The sequence below is a fragment of the Ensifer sp. ZNC0028 genome, assembly GCF_000799055.1.
Taxonomy (GTDB): Bacteria; Pseudomonadota; Alphaproteobacteria; order Rhizobiales; family Rhizobiaceae; genus Ensifer.
Genome location: NZ_JTLA01000126.1, coordinates 54,333 through 71,219 on the forward strand (window position 1 = coordinate 54,333; position 16,887 = coordinate 71,219).

Genomic DNA, 16,887 nt, shown 5'->3' on the forward strand with positions numbered 1-16,887 from the left:
CTCGCTAGAACGGAGGCAAGGTCAACCGTGGAGGCAGGTCATGGACACGACACCGGACAGACGATGGCACCGCATTGCGGACGCACTCCGCCCCGAGACGCGACTGTTGATCGACGGGCAGTTTCGCGCCGCAGCAGGCGGCGAGACGCTGGCGTCGATCAATCCGGCAACCGGCGCTCTCGTCGCCAATGTCGCTTGCGGCAACGCCACCGACATCGAGGCGGCCTGCGAGGTCGCGGCCAAGCGGTTTCGACAGGGTGCCTGGTCGCGCATGCCGCTCCGGCAGCGGATACACATCCTCATTCGGTTTTCCGAATTGATCGCCGAGAACCGCGACATCCTGGCAGTGCTCGACACGATGGAAATGGGCAAGCCGATCGCCGAGATGTGCACGATCGACGTGCCCGGCGCAGTGCTGACCATGCGCTATATGGCCGAGAGCATCGACAAGATTGCAGGCTCTGCACCGCTCACCAATCCGGACGCGCTGCATTACATCCTGCGCCAGCCGCTGGGCGTCGTCGGCTGCATCACGCCGTGGAACTATCCGCTGATGATGGCCGTCTGGAAGATCGCACCGGCCCTCGCCGCCGGCAACAGTGTCGTCCTCAAGCCGGCCGAAGATACGTCGTTGAGCGCCCTTCTGCTCGGTCGCCTGTTTCTGGAGGCGGGTGGCCCGGACGGTGTTCTCAACGTCGTGCCCGGGCGTGGCGCCGTCGCCGGCCAGGCGCTGGCACGTTCGATGCATGTCGAAAAGATCGCCTTCACCGGCTCGACGGCAATCGGCCGGCAGATGTATCGCTACGCCGCAGATACGAACCTCAAGGCGGTTTCGGCCGAGCTTGGCGGCAAGTCGCCGCAGATCGTACTTGCCGATGTGGAGGACCTGTCGGTGGTTGCCGAGAAGGTCGCCGACGGCCTGTTCGGCAACCAGGGCGAAGTCTGCTCGGCCGGTTCCCGCATTCTGGTGGAGCGCAGCATTCACGACGAATTCTGTGCGCTCCTCGCAGGGCACGCTTCCTGGAAGTATCGGCCGGGAGATCCGCTCGACCCGACGACGACGATGGGACCGCTCGTCAACAAGGCCCATCAGGGACGGGTGCTCGACTATATCGACGGGGCGCGCAAGGACGGGGCGAAACCCGTGATTGGCGGCGCGCTCGATCGGGCGTCAAGCGAAGCATGCTTCGTGGAGCCGACACTCTTTGCAGGCGTCGACAGCCGCATGACGATTGCGCGGGAAGAAATCTTCGGCCCGGTCGGCGCGATCATTGCCCATGACGGAGCAGAGGACGCCGTCAGGATCGCCAACGACAGCCCCTATGGCCTGGCCGCCGGCGTCTGGACGTCCAACCTCGGCAAGGCCCACCGCATCGCCCGCGATCTCGAATGCGGCATGGTCTGGATCAACGGCTATATGAACGGCGACATGAGCCAGCCCTGGGGCGGCTGGAAACTCTCCGGCCACGGCCGGGACAAATGTCTGCAGGCGCTCCTCGACAACACCCAGTCCAAATCCGTCTGGGTGACGCTCGACTGAGCGCCGGCGACAGCCGACAGCCCACCACACGTGGTGTCGGCACCCAAGCGCCCGCGGCATCGATTATCGGAGAGTTCACCTGCATTGATGTGAGGGGCGTGATATCTAGAACATTCGACAGGAAAGGTACGAACCCCATGGCCCCAAACACCAGGAGAACGCTGCGGTCGGTGACCGGCCTGCTTCTCGCAGCCTCGGCACTTTGCAGCGCCGCTGCCGGCGCCGCCGCCGAGACGCTCGTCATCACCGACGCCAAGGTCCGCACCATGAACCCCGCCGCCCCCTTGGCCGAGGCGGTGGCGATCGACGACGACGGGGTGATCCTTGCCGTCGGCGACGAGGCGGCTGTCCTTGAGAAAGCCGGAGCGGACGCCCACGTCGTCAAGCTCGGCGGTCGGATGCTCCTGCCGGGTTTCCAGGATGCCCACGTGCATCTGATCGAGGCCGGGGTCAACGCCAGCCTCTGCGAGTTCGAAGCCTTCGCGTCTCTTGAGGAGACCAAGGACACCGTTCGCGATTGCGTCAAGCAAAGCGACAACGAATGGGTGGTCGGCTCCGGCGTCAGCATGACCAACCTGCTCGACGAAACCGACGACCCGGTCGGCGCGCTGGACGAGATCTCTAAGGACAGGCCGATCCTGATCCTCGACGACATCGGCCACGGCGCCTGGGCCAACAGCGTCGCGCTTGAGGCTGCCGGTTACGACAAGATCGACGGCAACCCGCCGGGCGGCATCATCCTGCGCGACAAGAAGACCGGCGCCCCAAATGGCATCGTGCTCGAAAACGCCCAGCAGAAGCTGCGCAACCTCGCCTTTCCGGATACGCCCGAAAACGTCAAGTTTGCCTATGAAAGCATGCTGCCGACGTTAAAGACGATGGCCGAAAACGGCATCACCACCGTCAGCGATGCCGGCGGCTTCTGGCCGCAGGGGCACCTGAAGGCCTGGGAGATGGCGGAGAAGAACGACACGCTGACGCTGAGGGCCGCCAACGCGGTCTACGTCTATCCCGACCTGCCTTTCAACGAGCAGGTGGAAAAGCTGTCAAGTTTCTACAGCAACGATCCGAACCGGCTTTTGAAGTTCAACCAGGTGAAGATCTATGTCGACGGCATCCTCGAGCAGCGCACCGGTGCCCTGCTTGCGCCCTACAGAAAGGGTCCGGGCATCGACCACGGCTTCGATAGCGGGTTCCTCTATTTCGACGAGGCGACGCTCGACCGCTACTCCAAGGTTCTTTCGCAGAAGGGCTTCAAGCTGCACTATCACGTGACCGGTGACCGCGGTGCGCGCCTGGCGCTTGACGCCATCGCACACTCCGACCCGGCGCCGGGTCCGCACCGGTTGACGCATATCTACCTGCTCGACAAGGCCGATTACGGCCGCTTCAAGGACGAGGGCGTCGTTGCCGATTTCCAGCTGGCACCAAGTTCGCTCAGCCGGGAATATGATGCCTTCATCCGCAAGTTCATCGGCGATCGCGCCGACACCATGATGCCGGCCGGAAGCATCGAGAAGACGGGCGCGACCGTGGTGATGAGCAGCGATTTCGACGCCGATGAACTGTCACCGCTCGTCAAGATCCAGACCGCCCTTCAGCGCAAGAAGGATGGCGCGCCGGATGTCGAAACGGCCGTCAAATGGATGACGATCAACCCGGCAAAGCTTCTGAACCAGGACGACAAGACGGGCACGATCGAGCCAGGCAAGTTCGCGGACCTCGTCGTCATCGACAAGGATATCTTCGAGGTCCCGGTCAAGGAGATCGGCAAGGCCGCCGTCGAAGCGACGCTTCTGCAGGGCGAGCCAGTCTATGATGCGGAAGGTCTTTTCTCCGAACATTAAGCGCTAAAATGCCGTGCGTTCATGCGAACGCACGGCATCTGTCGTTGCAGGGCTCTGCTTGCCGCAAGCCCTCGCGTGAAAGCGGCGTCTTTACCCGCCTGTACCGCCGAGCAGGAGCGAGAACAGTTCGCCCTGCGAGGAAATCTTGAGCTTGGAATAGATGCGCTTGCGGTGGACCTTCACCGTCTCCGGGCTGTTGCCGAGAATGCGCGCAATGCTCTTGGTCGAATGCCCCTTCAGCATCAGCCGGATGATCTCGCCCTCGCGCGTGCTCACCTTCAACTGCGACAGCGTGGCAAAGACCGTATCGGCCGCCGGCTCGCCATGTCCCTGGTTGGCGATCGGTTGCGGCCAGTGCTTGCGGCAAAGCTCGGAGACAACAGGCAACAGCCCGTCGAGATGGGCGCGGGCCTGCGGCCCGGGACGGCAGTCCTCTGTCCGCTGCCCGAGCGAAAGTGCGATCGCGGTGCCCTCGGCACTTGCGACCAGCATGACGATTTCGTCGTAGAGCCCGGTCTCCGAATAGAACATGCGGTAGTATTCGCTGGTGCGAAAATCGTCCGGGGCGCAGTCGTCGAGGCTCACCACCCGGTCGCCGGGATCGCTTCTGTAGAGGCTGTAGAACGGATCCAGCAAATAGGCGAAGCTGAGATAGGGGCCGACAGTGCGACGGGTCGCCTCGGGATCGAGGTCGCTATAAAGCTGCAGCGGCGGCTGGTCTGTGGAAAAGACCGAAACGAACAGGCTGTCGAAGCCGTAGACGTCGAGGCACAATTGCCTCAACGCATCCGGAAAGGCCGGGCTGCCGATCGCAGCCACGGCCTTGCCGATCAATGTCATCTGCTCAAACGGAAATCCCGTCATTCCCCGCCTTGTCGTCAAGAATCCCTCGACGATCAAAGCGGTTCCTGCTGGGTAATGCAATGGATGCCGCCGCCACCGATGGCAATGGCGTCGATGCGGACCTCACGGACCCGCCTGTCCGGAAACAGCGACCGGAACATCTGCCGCACGACCGTGTCGGACTCGATGCCGTAACACGGCATGATCACACCGCCATTGACGAGGTAGGAATTGACGTAGGAGCGGCAGAACTTCGGATGATCCGACGGCGCGTCGACGGCTTCGGGAACCGTGACGATCCGGATCGGCCGGCCCTTGGCGTCGGTCTGGCCCTGCATCGCCTCGAGGTTCAGGCGGATGTAGTGGTTCCACTCATCCTCCTCCTTGCTCCCCCCCTCACCAGGGCTTTCCATCAAAACGACGCCGGGCGCGACGAAAACGGCGATGCCGTCCACATGGCCGTCGGTCTCGTCCTCGATCGGATTGCCGGGCAGCCAGATCACCTTTTCACCGCCGAGCATGTCGAGGAGCTCGCGCTCGATGTCGTCGCGGCTCCAGCCGGGATTGCGGTTGCTGTTCGGAAAGCAGGTCTCGGTGGTGATGATCGTACCTGCGCCGTCGACGCTGACACCGCCGCCTTCAGCAATCAGGTTCGAGACGAAGCTGGCAACGCCTGCCTTCTCCAGCACCAGCCCGGAAAAGGCGGCATCGCCATTGAACGGATGATATTTTCCGCCCCAGGCGTTGAACTTGAAGCGGGCGCCTGCGCGCCGGCCGTCCGTCGCCGTCAGGAAGCACGGCCCGGCATCACGCGCCCAGCTGTCGTCTATATCGGCCTCGACGAGATCGATCGACGGATCGAGGATGGCGCGGGCCTCGGCCATATCCTCCGCACGCGCGGCCATCGTCACCGGCTCGAACTCGCGGATCGCGTGGGCGACGGCCGCATAATCGCGGCGGGTGGCGGCAATGTCGTCCCAGACTTCGTGACGGCATGGCCACATCATCCAGGTGCGCTTATGCGGCTCCCATTCGGCCGGCATGCGAAACCCGGCTTCGCGTGGTGTCTGGTTCTTCATGATTTCATATCCTTTCGCCCGGCCCCGTCATCTGCGATATCGCAGACGACCGAAGACCTGGCTCTTCCTGTTGTCGTTGAGAAATTTGCAGGCGACCGTCAGCCAATCGCCGTCTGGCCATCGAGGGTGCGAATGGCGCCGTAGAGATCCGGCCGGCGGTCGCGATAGATGCCCCAGCTGCGCCGGAAGGCGCGGACCGCATCAAGATCGAAACGTGCCGTCAGATAGGTTTCGTCGGTCCGGCTCGCCTCCGCAACGATCGCTCCCGTCTGATCGGCAATGAAGGACGTGCCATAAAACAGCGCTTCGCTGTTGCCGGCTGCCTCCCGGCCAACCCGGTTGGAGGCGATCACCGGGATCATGTTGGCGGCCGCATGCCCCTGCATCGTCCGACGCCAATGGCCGGAACTGTCGATCTCGACGTTCTGTTCGCTGCCGATCGCCGTCGGGAAGAACAGAAGTTCCGCCCCTTGCAAGGCGAGCGCCCGGGCGGTTTCCGGGAACCATTGATCCCAGCAGATGCCGCAGCCAATCCGCGCGTACCTCGTATCGACAGCACGAAAGCCGGTATCGCCGGGGCTGAAATAGAACTTCTCCTCGTAACCCGGCGCCTGCGGAATATGGGACTTGCGGTAGTTCCAGAGGATCTCGCCGTCCGCATCGATGATCGCCAGCGAGTTGTACTGCGCCGGCCCGGCCTTCTCGTAGTAGGAAATAGGCAGAACCACGCCGAGCTCTTTCGCAACCGTGCGAAAATGCCTGATGGCGCGATCCTCGCAGAGGCTCGCGGCCAGATCGAGATGGTCGATCGTCTGCTCCAGGCAGAAATAAGGCGTCTGGAACAGTTCCTGCAGAAGGATGATCTGCGCGCCATCCTCGTGCGCAAGCCGCACCAATTCCTCGGCCTTCTCGATGTTCTCGTCGATGTTCCAGCTGCAGGCCATCTGCGTCGCTGCGACCGTGACTTCGCTCATCTCAGATGCTCCTCAAGCGCGGGATGCCATGAAAGCGGCGATCGATTCCGATAGCGCCGTAACGATCGTGTCGCATTCGGCCTCCGTGACGATCAAAGGTGGCGATACGATGAGCCGGTTGCCGACCGGCCGGACGATGACGCCGCGGGCGACGCAGCCCTGGAAGATCACCTCGCTCGCCTTCTCGTAAGCCGGCAGTGGCTGCTTTGTGACCTTGTCTGCGACGAGATCGATGCCAAGCATCAGGCCCGCGCCACGGACATCGCCGACAATGTCGTGGGCGAGAAGAGCCTTTGCCCGGCTCTGCAGGTAGGCGCCGGTTTTCGCCGCATGCGGCAGCAGCCGCTCCCGCTCCATGATGTCGATGTTTGTGAGCGCTGCGGCACAGGCGACCGGATGGCCGAAATAGGTGAGCCCCATCGAAAACACGCCGCCCTCGCACTGCGGACGGCTGATGACGTCGTAAATTTCGTCCGAAATCAGCGTCGCACCGAGCGGGATGTAGCCTGAGGTAATGCCCTTGGCCGAAACCAGGATATCCGGCTGCGTCTCATAGATGGCGTCGGAGGCGAACCACTCGCCGAGACGGCCGAAACCGGTGACCACCTCATCGGCGATGTAGAGAATATCGTTGCGGCGGCAGACGGCCTGCATGCGCTTGTGATACCCCTTCGGCGCCACCAGAACACCCCCTGCCCCCATGATCGGCTCGGCGATGAAGGCGGCGACGTTCTGCGGTCCGAGCTGTTCGATGCGCATCTCGAATTCGCGCACCAGAAGGTCGCAATAGGCTTCCTCCGACATGCCGTCCGGACGGGCGTAACAATCGGCAGCCGAGATGTGGTGGATGAAATCCTCGCCGACCTGGGCAAAGCCATACTTGGTGCCGTGAATACCGGTCAGCGCCGCTGCCACGTAGGTTGCGCCGTGATAGCCGTTGTTGCGCGAGATGATCTTGCGCTTGCCCGGCTTGCCGCGCATGGCGAAGTAGTAGTGCACGATGCGGATGGCTGCATCGTTCGCCGTCGAGCCGCCGCAGGTGTAGTAGACGTGGTTGAGGCTGCCGGGTGCAAGTTCCGCAAGCCGCGCGCCCAACTCAGCCGCCGGCACGTTCCCCGATGCGCCGAAGGGATTGTAGTAGTCCATGTCCATCACCTGCGCGGCGATGGCATCGGCCATCTCGCGGCGGCCATGGCCGATGTTGACGCACCAGAGACCGGCAATGCCGTCAAGCAGCCGTCGCCCGGCATTGTCGACGACATAGGCGCCCTCGGCCTTCTCGATGATCTGGCTGCCGGTCGCAGCAAAGGTCGAGAAATCGGTATAGGGGTGCAGGACGTGATCCCGGTCCTTCTCGAAGGCCGAACGATTGTTGGGCCGGTCGGATCCGACAGCAGCAACGGATTGAACGATGGTCATGGTTTTCTCCAGAATGGCATGAGGCGTGGCTGCCGCGGATCACCGCAGCAGCTTGGTCCAGACGCGGTCGTAAAGTTTGGTGACGGCGGGCGTGCAGGCGGTGAGGAATTCCGGCGCGGGCGCGCTTTCGGGCGGGCTGAGTTCGGGTGCACCGGCGAGCGCCTTGTCGACGAAGGCTTCCGAGCCCTTGATGCCGTTGGCGTAGCGGGCGTAGTTGGTGATCATCGCCGCGTTCTCTGGATCCATGATGAAATTGATCCAGAGCTTGGCGTTCTCGAGGTCCGGCGCGCCCTTCGGCACCGCGACATTGTCCATCCAGCCGGTGTAACCTTCCTTCGGATAGATGTATTCGATCGACGGTCGCTCGTCGCGGGCGCGCATGGCATAACCGTTCCAGCTCATGGAAACGGCCGCCTCGCCCGAAACCAGAAGTTCCTTGGTCTCGGAGTTGTAGCTCTTGACGAATTGCTTCTGCGTCGAGAGCAGGTCGAGCACCGCTTTGAGGTCCTCGGGGTTGTCGTTGCAGCGGGGCTTGCCGAGGTAGCGTAGCGCCATGTTGATGACGTCATTGACGTCGCGCAGCATGTTGATCTTGCCCTTCACCGCGTCATCCGGTTCGAACAGGATCTTCAGCGAGGTGTCGTCGCCCTTGACGATGTCGCGGTCGACGGCAAGACCGGTCGAGCCCCAGGCCCAGGGTGCCGAGTAAAGGCGACCCTTGTCCCAGAAGACGTCCCGCCACATCTCGTCGACATGCTGATAGTTCGGCATCGCGGCGACATTGATCGGCTCGAGCAGATTCTCGCCGATCAGGATCGTCATCGTATCGTGGCCAGGCACGATGATGTCGTAGCCGCCAGCCCCCGACTTCAGCTTGGCGAGCATGGTCTCCATGGAATCGTAGGTGTCGATATGGACCTTCACTCCATAGGTCTTCTCGAATTTTTCGACCATTTCGGGCGGAGTGTATTCGCCCCAGGTGTAGATGAAGAGGTCTCCAGCGGCCGACGCGGGTCCGGCAAGGGTGGAGGCGAGCAGGGCGGTAAAGACGGCAGCTTTTTTCATCTGATGTTCCCTTTCTTGTTTTGATTTTCGTTGAGTTTTCGCGATGTCAGTGCTTGCGGCCCGCCTGCCCCAGCAGTCCCGAAATCAAGACCAGCACGGTCGAAGCGGCGAGCATCAGCGTCGAGATCGCGTTGACCTCGGGCGTCATGCCGAGCCGGAGCATGCCGTAGATGTGCAGCGGCAGGGTGGTAGCGCCGGGGCCGGCGACGAGCGCGGTGATGATGAAATCGTCGAGCGAGATGATGAAGGCGAGCAGCCAGCCAGAGACGAGGCCCGGCACCAGCAAAGGCAGGGTGATGCGCAGGAAGGCCTTGGCCGGCGAGGCATAGAGGTCGGCCGCAGCCGACGGCAGTGTCGCGTCCATGCTTTCAAGCCGCGCCTTGATCGGCAGATAGGCGAAGGGAATGCAGAAGACGATGTGGGCAATCAGGATGGTGGCAAAGCCGAGGCTGATGCCGACGGCGACGAAGAACACCAGCGAGGCGACGGCCGTGACGATTTCCGGCACCATCAGCGGGAAGGTAAGCACCACATAGGCGCCCTCGCCGCCGCCCTTCTTGCGATTGACGGTCGCTATGGCTGCGCCAAGCGCAAAGACCGTGGCGACGGTCGCCGCGATGATGGCGATCACCACCGAGTTGATGGCGGCCGTCTGGATGTTCTGATTGGCAAAGACGGTCTGGTACCAGCGGAACGAAAAGCCGGTCCAGCGGGTGACCGAGCGGCCATCGTTGAAGGAGTAGATCGCCAAAACGACGATCGGCGCATAGAGGAAGACGACGCAGCCGACGGAAAGAAGGCCGAAGCCAGGAAAGACACGCAGGTCGCGCAAGCGGGCGATGGACATGGCGGACCTCTCTCAGTGCTGCTGTTGCTGCTGGGCGGCGCGTCGCGCCAGCCAGAGAAGGACGATGAGGGTGATGGTGAGCAGGATCATCGACAGCGCGGCGCCGAACGGCCAGTTGCGCGCAGCCTGGAACTGCGTGCCGATGAGATTGCCGATCATCAGCGTCTTGCCGCCGCCGAGAATATCGGGCGCGAGATAGGAGCCGACGGAGGGAATGAAGACGAGCAAGCTGCCGGCGATCAGGCCCGGCCGCATGACCGGCAGCACGATGCGGAAGAAGGCGACCCTGCGGCTGGCATAGAGATCGTAGGCGGCTTCCAGCAGGCGGAAATCGAAGCGCTCGAAGGCCGAATAGAGCGGCAGCACCATGAAGGGCAGGAACGAGTAGATCAGCCCGAGCGAGATGGCGAAGCCGTTGTAGCTCAGCGCCAGGGGCTGGCCGATGAAGCCGAGGTCGAGCAAAGCGCTGTTGACCGGGCCATCGTCACGCAACACGAAGAGCAAAGCGATGGTGCGGATCAGGAGGTTCACCCAATAGGGGATCGTGATTAGGAAGAGCCAGATGTTCTTCACCCGGTCGGTGCGGGTGGCGATGTAATAGGCGGTCGGCGCGCTGATCACGAGGCAGAGAAGCGTCGCGACAAACGCCTGCATGAGCGAGCGGGCGACGATGATCAGATAGTCGGGCGTAAACGTCAGGCTATCGTCGAGGAAATCCCGCTCGAACAGGATCTGCTCGTAGGCCGCCGTCGTAAACGTCCACTCGACGCCGCCATAGGCGCCCGGCACAAGGAACGAATAGGTGAGCATGATCGCGATCGGCGCGACCATGAACACAAGAATAATACCGAGCGACGGCCACAGCAGGCCGGCATGGGCGAGCCCGGCCGGAATGCGCGAAGAGAGGGCGAGAGGCCGGGCGCTCATGACAGCAGAACCTTCACGGAGCCGGGCTCGAAACCGAGGCTGACGACGTCGCCGGGGGCGAAATCCTGGCGACCGCGCACGCCGCCGCGCGGCGACCGCGCCGTCAGCGCGTGGTTGCCGGCGCGCAGGTGGTATTCGACGGCGTTGCCGAGATAGGTGCGATCGGTGACCTTTGCGCGTTCCTGTCCGTCGCTGGGCCCGCTGCCGAGCACCAGCCGTTCGGGGCGAATCGAGAGCCAGACCTGCTGCCCGGTTTCGACGCGTTCGGCGATCGGCGCATGAACCTGGCCAAGCCCCTCGATATCGAAGGCCGCCTCGCCGCCTGTGACACCTGCGACCTTCGCCGCGATCAGGTTCGATTCACCGATGAAGTCGGCGACGAAGCGGCTTTGCGGCTGCTCGTAGATCTCCTCAGGCGTACCGACCTGCTGCAGACGGCCATTGCTGATGACGGCGACCCGGTCGCTCATCGCCAAGGCCTCTTCCTGGTCATGGGTGACGAAGATGAAGGTGATGCCGGTTTCGCGCTGGAGGGATTTCAGCTCCAGCCGCATCTTCTGCCGGAGCTTCAGGTCGAGCGCCGACAGCGGCTCGTCGAGCAAAAGCAGCTTCGGCTGCGGCGCCAGCGCACGGGCGAGAGCAACACGCTGGCGCTGGCCGCCCGACATCGTGTCTGGCCGGCGGTCGGCGCATTCGGTCATGTGCACCATATCGAGCATGCGCTCGACGGTGCGCTCGACCTCTGCGCGCGGCTTGCCGAGCATCTCCAGACCGAAGGCAATATTGCGGCGGACCGTCATGTGCGGAAACAGCGCGTATTGCTGGAAGACAGTGTTGACCGGTCGCGCTTCCGGCGGAAGGCGGCTGACATCCTCGCCGAAGATCCGGCAGGTGCCTGATGTCAGCATCTCGAACCCGCCGAGGATACGCAGCAAGGTGGTCTTGCCGCAGCCAGAGGGACCGAGCAGCGTGAAGAATTCGTTGGCGCGAATGGAGAGGTTGACGTCCTTCAGCGCCTCGTGGGCCTGCGGCGTGCCGGCATTGTAGGTCTTGCGCAGGTTTCGAACCTCGGCGGCGACGCTGTTTGGATGCTGCAGAAGGGAGCCGGGCTTGCTCAGCGACGCAGCCTTGCTGTCGGCGGGCGGTGTCGGATTGGGTTCTATGATGGCGCGCTGCATGGTTCTCCTCCACTTAAGCCGACGGGAGCGAACTGATACCGTTCGGCATGAAAGGACTATGCGTGGCGTCCGGAAGGGGCGTTAGTCCCCCAGAGGGGGTATCGCCGACAGTCATGGTTTTCGGCCGGTGCGAAACGCCGAAGGCGGCCCGCAGGCCGCCTTCGCTGGGAGGGGCCGCCAAGCGCAGCCAGATATTGCCATTGAACGGCAAGCGACTGTTTTCTCTACCGGATTGTCATCCGGAAACTCGCGATGCCTACGTCTCCGACTTCCGCAAAAGGATCACCAAAGTGGTCGCGACGATCATGATCACCGATATGGCGGCCACCGCCGGATCGAGATCCAGGCGTAGGTTGTCCCATATGCGCTTGGGCAGCGTGACGACGTTGACGCCGCTGACGAAGAGGGTGACAGAACTCTCCTCCCAGGACATGACGAGGCTGACGAACCAGGCCGCGAAAAGGCCGAAGCGGATGTTCGGCAGGATCACCCGGAAGATCGACTGCAGCTGGCTTGCCCCGAGGTTTCGGGCGGCAAGCTCGAGGTTCCGGTCCAGCCGGCTGAGCGCCCCGAGGATGGCGATGACGGCAAACGGCACGATCATCACCACATGGGAGAGCACCAGTCCGGGGATCGTGTCGAGCAGGCCGATCTGCGCCAGCAGGAAATAGAGCGCGACGGCCGAAGTGACCGGCGGAACGATGATCGGCAACAACACCAGGCCGATCAGGAAACGCCCGCTCGCCGGCCGCCGCAGCCAGATACCGATGCCGAAGGCGGCCGCAAGCGCCGTTGCAATGACGCTCGAGAGCAGCGCGACGAGCGTACTCGTGCCGATGCTTGCAAGCCAGGTGTCAGGGTCAAAGATCGCCAGGTAATGCCTGAGCGAATACGCCCCGTCCGGCATCGACAGGAAACGCTTGGCGGTGAAGGAAAACGGGATGACGGCGGCAAGAGGCAAGAGCAGGAAGAGCCCGGCCGCACCGGCAAGAAAGCCGCCAAGACGTGATGTACCAAACATGATTCACCTACCGCGACATGAGTTGTTCGATGCGCATGACGCGCTGCGACAGCCAGAGGATGGCAAAGACGACGACGAGCAACACGACGCCGAGGGCGGTACCGAGCCCCCAATTGGCCGTCTGGAACATCTGCACGAACACCGATTCCGCCGTCATCACCACCCGACCGCCACCGAGGATCATCGGCGTGACGAAGAAACCGAGCGAGAAGATGAAGGTCATGGCCAGTGCCGAAAACACGCCGGGCAACGACATCGGCAGGTAGATCCGCCAGAACACGCCGAGCGGCCGGCAGCCGAGACCGAGTGCGGCCAGAAGCACACGCCTGTCGATCTTGCGCATGACGGAGGCCATCGGCAGGATCGCAAAGGGCACCATGAAGTGCACCATGCCCGTGATCACCGACCAGACGTTTCGGCCGGTCGAAAGCCCGCTCAGGCCGAATGCTTGAGCGACGTCGCTGGCAAGTCCGTTGTTGCGCAGGATGACCACCCAGCCGAAGGCGCGCACCAACACCGAGATCCAGAACGGAATGAAGATGCAGATCTCGATCAGCCGACTGCGGCGCGCGCTGCCCATCACCCAGTAGTAGGCGAGCAGATAGGCGATCGGGATGGTGATCGCCGTGCTCAACACGCACACCCAGAAGGTTCTGAAGAAGATCGCCTGGAAGTCCGCACCGGTGAAGATGCGGACATAATTGCCGACGCCGAGCTCGGGCCGCGTGACGCTCCAGAGCGTCACGCCGGCAAAGGGCAGCACGTAGGCAGCCAAGAGGATCACCGGCAATGCCCAGAGCATTACAAGCGACCCGCTCGCGCCGAGGGGCTTGAGCAACAGGAAACGCCTCTCGATCATGACGCGGTCATCGCCAGATATTTTTCGAGCGCCGCATCACCGCGGGCCGAATACCAGTCCATGTCCATCAGCACCTGTTGCGCCATGTTCTCAGCCGAGCTGCAATCCAGCCGCTTCAGCTCCGCCGGCACGAGGTCGTGCGCAAGCGGATTGGAAGGGCCGCAGCCAAGAGCCTTGAGGAGTTCGACCTGCCGCGCCGGATCCTGGCAGTAGCGGATGAAGTCCATTGCCCGGGCCGACCCCGCCGGATTGCCCTTGATCACCGCCCAGCCCGACGGCGCAAGAATGCCTTCGGCATAGGTCCAGCTGACGTCGCCGCCGGTATCTTTCTCCACCAGATTGGCGCGGGTGTGCCAAATCAGCGCCATCGATGCCTCGCCGTCGCGCATCAGCTGCTGGCTCTCGGCACCGGAATCCCAGAAGCTGACGATATGCGGCTTGATCTCGTTGAGCTTGCGGATCGCGCGTTCTTCGTCGAGCGGATAGAGCTTGTCCATCGGTACGCCGTCGGCGAGAAGCGCTGCCTCCATGCAGCCCGACATCCATTTGTAGAGCGAGCGCTTGCCCGGATACTTCTCGACATTCCAGAAATCCGCCCAGGACTTCGGTGGGTTGTCGCCGAATTTCTTGGCGTCATAGGCGATGACATAGCTCAGGAAGTAGTTCGCGACGCTGTATTCATAGGCGAAACCCGATTGGACCTTCTCGCGATCGACCACCTTGTAGTCGATCGGCTCGATCATGCCCGCCTGCCCGAGCGACTTCGTCGCGCCGGGATCCGCGTCACAGACGTCCCAGGAAACCGCGCCGCTTTCGAACTGCGCCTTCATCGCACCCTTCGTCGGCCCGGAGCCGTCGATCTTCACGGCGACGCCCTGTTGTTCGGCATAGGTGCCGGTCAGCGCCGTCTCGAAAGCGCCGACGGCGTCCCCGCCCCAATTGGTGACAACCAGTTGCCCGTCGGCGGCCCTGGCCGTTCGGCTGCCGAGATGCGGTGCGACGCCGAGCAGGACAAGCCCGGTCAGAAACGTCCGCCGGTCAATGCGGCCGGCGAGATGGCCATCCTTCAAGAGGTCGAAGCATTCCGCCTTCAGATCGTCGTTCATGTCATTTCCCCTTTTTTGTTGTTTGGTTCCTATGCGCTTCAATGCGCCATCAGCCGGCGAGCACCCGCCCGTCCAGATGGCCCCAGTGCACCCAGAGCTGCTCGCCACGCGCCGGCGGTAGCCCGAGCGCGTCGCGTGTTGCCGTTACCGTCAGGCCCGTTCCCTCCGGCGCGCTGCCTTTGACGATCGTCGTCCCGCCCTGGAAGACGACGCCATCGACTGTCATCGGCAGCAGGTTGTGGTCGGTCCTTGGTCGCTCGCGGCAAAGCGTCAGCTTCTCCGGGCGAATGGCGAGCACGGCCGGTGCGCCCGCCAACTGTTCGGCATCGGGCAGCGCCGCGCGTATGCCGAATTCCCCGACATGGGCATGAAACTCGCCGGAAACGGCGCGCTGACGCGAGACCGGCAACGTGTTCATCGTGCCGAGAAACTCGGCGACAAACCGGGTGTTGGGCTCGTCGTAGAGCACGTTTGGCCGGTCGAGCTGAACGATGCGGCCATGATCGAAGATCGCGATCCGGTCTGACATCGCCATCGCTTCCATCTGGTCGTGGGTGACAAACAGGAAGGTCGTTCCGGTCTTGCGATGGATGGCGACCAGTTCGTCCTGCAGTTGCTCGCGAAGGTTCTTGTCGAGCGCCGACAGCGGCTCGTCGAGCAGCAGGAGTTCGGGCTCGAACACCAGCGCGCGGGCCAGTGCCACGCGCTGCTGCTGCCCGCCCGACAGTGCCGAGGGGCGCTTGTGTTCGTGTCCCCTGAGGCCAACGAGGTCGACCATCCGGGCCACCCGTTCATCCGCCACAGCCCGTGCCACTTTCCGCACGCGCAGCGAAAAGGCGATGTTCTCGGCAACGGTCAGATGCGGGAACAGCGCATAGCCCTGGAACACCATGCCGAAATTGCGCCTGTCGGCCGGCGTCGCGCCGATATCCTCACCGTTCCTCAAAATGGCGCCTGACGACAATGGCTCGAAGCCGGCGATCGCGTTCAGAAGCGTCGACTTGCCCGATCCGGACGGGCCGAGAAAGGTGAGGAATTCTCCCTTCTCGATGTCGAGCGAGACGTTTCTCAAGGCCTCGAAGGTCCCGAAGGACTTGCAGGCTTTGCGAATGGAAATATGGGCTGGCATGGTCTCTCACTCCGCTCAGTCGACGCTGTCCCGGATCAGCGGGCTGGTCGAGCAATGGATGCCGCCGCCGTTGAGCTGAACCTTGTCGTAGTCGATCTCAAGCACGGTGACATTGTGGCGGGCGAGCGCCTCGCGGGTCTGGTCGGAGAGGCCGCGCGGCATGATCACCCGGCCGGGCGCAATCGCCAGGCCGTTGACGATCCAGGGATTGTCGTCCTCGTTCATTTCGATCGTACGGATGCCGAGCGCGCGCAGCTTTTCCAGGAAGACGAAGGAGAGGCCGCGCGGCCAGACCAGTGCGAGATCGACGTCGATCATCAGGAAATGGCCGTCGATATGAATGTCGTAGCCGCAGAGGTCGACGACCAGAAGTTCAACGCCCTGGTAGCGCAGGACCTCGGCGATCTGGCTGATGCCGTCGTCGTTGATGCGGATGCCGCGGCCGATGGCGGCGGTGCGGCTGTTGAGCCAGGCAAAGCTGCCGCCTTCGGCCATCGCTGTTCCGTGCAGGGTGCGAAGCACCGGCATGCCCTGTTTTGCCAGCGTCCGGGTCACGGCGAGTTCCTCGCCATGGCGCATGCGCGGTGCCAGCCGCGGGATGATCGCCCCGCCCTTCACGGCGATGCAGGAGTCCCGGGTGTAGACCGACTTGAAGCGGCCGCGATCGACGCCTTCGACATAAACGACCTCGACGCCTTCGGCCCGCAGCAAATCGGCGAGACCATCATGCTGGGCCTGCAGTTCCTCAAGGGCCGGGATGCTGTCGCTCTGCCAGTACCAGCCGGCCTCGAGGTCGCCATAGGTGCCGATTTCCTCGATGCGCTTGGTGCGGTCGATCACGGAAAATTCGGCACCGGGACGGTGCATCAGCACGCTGCGGAGCGTGCCGACATCGTTGTCGCAGCCCCAGTTGCGTCCCCAGAGACGCGTTAGCCGTTCCGGCGCTTCGAAGGCCGGCTCGGGCACGGAGCCGAAATACTTGATCGTCGCGGAATAGAGATCTTTTTTCTTGGGTGGTGCGGCGTTCACGTGTGGTCCCCTCCATGCGGGCCG

At 63.1% G+C, this 16,887-nt stretch carries 15 protein-coding genes; 2 read left to right on the forward strand and 13 right to left on the reverse strand.

From position 1 onward, the window contains the following. Nucleotides 1-40 precede the first annotated feature (40 nt). Nucleotides 41-1,540: an aldehyde dehydrogenase family protein gene (locus tag L981_RS27540; RefSeq protein WP_043623980.1), complete on the forward strand. Its 1,500-nt coding sequence runs from the start codon at nucleotides 41-43 to the stop codon at nucleotides 1,538-1,540. A 137-nt stretch (nucleotides 1,541-1,677) separates the two neighbouring features. Continuing rightward, nucleotides 1,678-3,387: an amidohydrolase gene (locus tag L981_RS27545; RefSeq protein ID WP_197067206.1), complete on the forward strand. Its 1,710-nt coding sequence runs from the start codon at nucleotides 1,678-1,680 to the stop codon at nucleotides 3,385-3,387. Nucleotides 3,388-3,477: 90 nt separating this feature from the next. Here the strand turns inward: L981_RS27545 and L981_RS27550 are convergent, their stop codons facing one another. The 13 genes from L981_RS27550 to L981_RS27610 form a co-directional block, all read right to left on the reverse strand. Then, nucleotides 3,478-4,251 carry a helix-turn-helix transcriptional regulator gene (locus tag L981_RS27550; RefSeq protein ID WP_082006186.1) on the reverse strand — a complete coding sequence of 258 codons (774 nt, stop codon included), beginning with the start codon at nucleotides 4,249-4,251 and terminating at the stop codon, nucleotides 3,478-3,480. Nucleotides 4,252-4,283: 32 nt separating this feature from the next. Further along, complete coding sequence (locus L981_RS27555) at nucleotides 4,284-5,309, reverse strand: agmatine/peptidylarginine deiminase (RefSeq protein ID WP_043623986.1); 1,026 nt, start codon at nucleotides 5,307-5,309, stop codon at nucleotides 4,284-4,286. 98 nt (nucleotides 5,310-5,407) lie between these two features. Continuing rightward, nucleotides 5,408-6,283 carry an N-carbamoylputrescine amidase gene (aguB, locus tag L981_RS27560; RefSeq protein ID WP_043623989.1) on the reverse strand — a complete coding sequence of 292 codons (876 nt, stop codon included), beginning with the start codon at nucleotides 6,281-6,283 and terminating at the stop codon, nucleotides 5,408-5,410. A 12-nt stretch (nucleotides 6,284-6,295) separates the two neighbouring features. Beyond that, a complete protein-coding gene (locus L981_RS27565) occupies nucleotides 6,296-7,702 on the reverse strand; it encodes an aminotransferase (protein WP_043623992.1) in 1,407 nt (468 codons plus the stop codon). Between the two features lie 39 nt (nucleotides 7,703-7,741). Continuing rightward, nucleotides 7,742-8,767 (reverse strand): extracellular solute-binding protein, encoded by a 1,026-nt coding sequence (locus tag L981_RS27570; RefSeq protein WP_052202054.1) that lies wholly within the window; start codon nucleotides 8,765-8,767, stop codon nucleotides 7,742-7,744. A 46-nt stretch (nucleotides 8,768-8,813) separates the two neighbouring features. Beyond that, nucleotides 8,814-9,614 (reverse strand): ABC transporter permease, encoded by an 801-nt coding sequence (locus tag L981_RS27575; RefSeq protein ID WP_052202055.1) that lies wholly within the window; start codon nucleotides 9,612-9,614, stop codon nucleotides 8,814-8,816. Nucleotides 9,615-9,626: 12 nt separating this feature from the next. Then, nucleotides 9,627-10,541 carry an ABC transporter permease gene (locus L981_RS27580; RefSeq protein WP_043623995.1) on the reverse strand — a complete coding sequence of 305 codons (915 nt, stop codon included), beginning with the start codon at nucleotides 10,539-10,541 and terminating at the stop codon, nucleotides 9,627-9,629. Continuing rightward, nucleotides 10,538-11,719, reverse strand: a complete 1,182-nt coding sequence (locus tag L981_RS27585) for an ABC transporter ATP-binding protein (protein WP_082006187.1) — start codon at nucleotides 11,717-11,719, stop codon at nucleotides 10,538-10,540. The genes L981_RS27580 and L981_RS27585 overlap by 4 nt, the downstream gene beginning before the upstream one ends. Nucleotides 11,720-11,975: 256 nt before the next feature. Next, the gene (locus L981_RS27590) at nucleotides 11,976-12,740 is read right to left on the reverse strand and encodes an ABC transporter permease (RefSeq protein WP_043623998.1); all 765 of its coding nucleotides are present in this window, start codon (nucleotides 12,738-12,740) and stop codon (nucleotides 11,976-11,978) included. A gap of 7 nt (nucleotides 12,741-12,747) precedes the next feature. Then, entirely contained in the window at nucleotides 12,748-13,599 is an 852-nt protein-coding gene (locus tag L981_RS27595) for an ABC transporter permease (RefSeq protein ID WP_043624001.1), read from the reverse strand. After that, nucleotides 13,596-14,705: an ABC transporter substrate-binding protein gene (locus L981_RS27600; RefSeq protein ID WP_043624004.1), complete on the reverse strand. Its 1,110-nt coding sequence runs from the start codon at nucleotides 14,703-14,705 to the stop codon at nucleotides 13,596-13,598. Before L981_RS27600 ends, L981_RS27595 begins: the two co-directional genes overlap by 4 nt. A gap of 49 nt (nucleotides 14,706-14,754) precedes the next feature. Beyond that, nucleotides 14,755-15,834, reverse strand: coding sequence for an ABC transporter ATP-binding protein (locus L981_RS27605; RefSeq protein WP_043624006.1), 1,080 nt, complete (start codon nucleotides 15,832-15,834; stop codon nucleotides 14,755-14,757). A 15-nt stretch (nucleotides 15,835-15,849) separates the two neighbouring features. After that, a complete protein-coding gene (locus tag L981_RS27610) occupies nucleotides 15,850-16,863 on the reverse strand; it encodes a dimethylarginine dimethylaminohydrolase family protein (protein ID WP_052202056.1) in 1,014 nt (337 codons plus the stop codon). Nucleotides 16,864-16,887: the final 24 nt, after the last annotated feature.

Excerpts from the sequence above, each read along its gene's own strand:
- L981_RS27540 (WP_043623980.1), top strand. The coding sequence starts at position 41 with ATGGACACGACACCGGACAGACGATGGCACCGCATTGCGGACGCACTC.
- L981_RS27545 (WP_197067206.1), top strand. The coding sequence starts at position 1,678 with ATGGCCCCAAACACCAGGAGAACGCTGCGGTCGGTGACCGGCCTGCTT.
- L981_RS27550 (WP_082006186.1), bottom strand. The coding sequence starts at position 4,251 with ATGACGGGATTTCCGTTTGAGCAGATGACATTGATCGGCAAGGCCGTG.
- L981_RS27555 (WP_043623986.1), bottom strand. The coding sequence starts at position 5,309 with ATGAAGAACCAGACACCACGCGAAGCCGGGTTTCGCATGCCGGCCGAA.
- aguB (WP_043623989.1), bottom strand. The coding sequence starts at position 6,283 with ATGAGCGAAGTCACGGTCGCAGCGACGCAGATGGCCTGCAGCTGGAAC.
- L981_RS27565 (WP_043623992.1), bottom strand. The coding sequence starts at position 7,702 with ATGACCATCGTTCAATCCGTTGCTGCTGTCGGATCCGACCGGCCCAAC.
- L981_RS27570 (WP_052202054.1), bottom strand. The coding sequence starts at position 8,767 with ATGAAAAAAGCTGCCGTCTTTACCGCCCTGCTCGCCTCCACCCTTGCC.
- L981_RS27575 (WP_052202055.1), bottom strand. The coding sequence starts at position 9,614 with ATGTCCATCGCCCGCTTGCGCGACCTGCGTGTCTTTCCTGGCTTCGGC.
- L981_RS27580 (WP_043623995.1), bottom strand. The coding sequence starts at position 10,541 with ATGAGCGCCCGGCCTCTCGCCCTCTCTTCGCGCATTCCGGCCGGGCTC.
- L981_RS27585 (WP_082006187.1), bottom strand. The coding sequence starts at position 11,719 with ATGCAGCGCGCCATCATAGAACCCAATCCGACACCGCCCGCCGACAGC.
- L981_RS27590 (WP_043623998.1), bottom strand. The coding sequence starts at position 12,740 with ATGTTTGGTACATCACGTCTTGGCGGCTTTCTTGCCGGTGCGGCCGGG.
- L981_RS27595 (WP_043624001.1), bottom strand. The coding sequence starts at position 13,599 with ATGATCGAGAGGCGTTTCCTGTTGCTCAAGCCCCTCGGCGCGAGCGGG.
- L981_RS27600 (WP_043624004.1), bottom strand. The coding sequence starts at position 14,705 with ATGAACGACGATCTGAAGGCGGAATGCTTCGACCTCTTGAAGGATGGC.
- L981_RS27605 (WP_043624006.1), bottom strand. The coding sequence starts at position 15,834 with ATGCCAGCCCATATTTCCATTCGCAAAGCCTGCAAGTCCTTCGGGACC.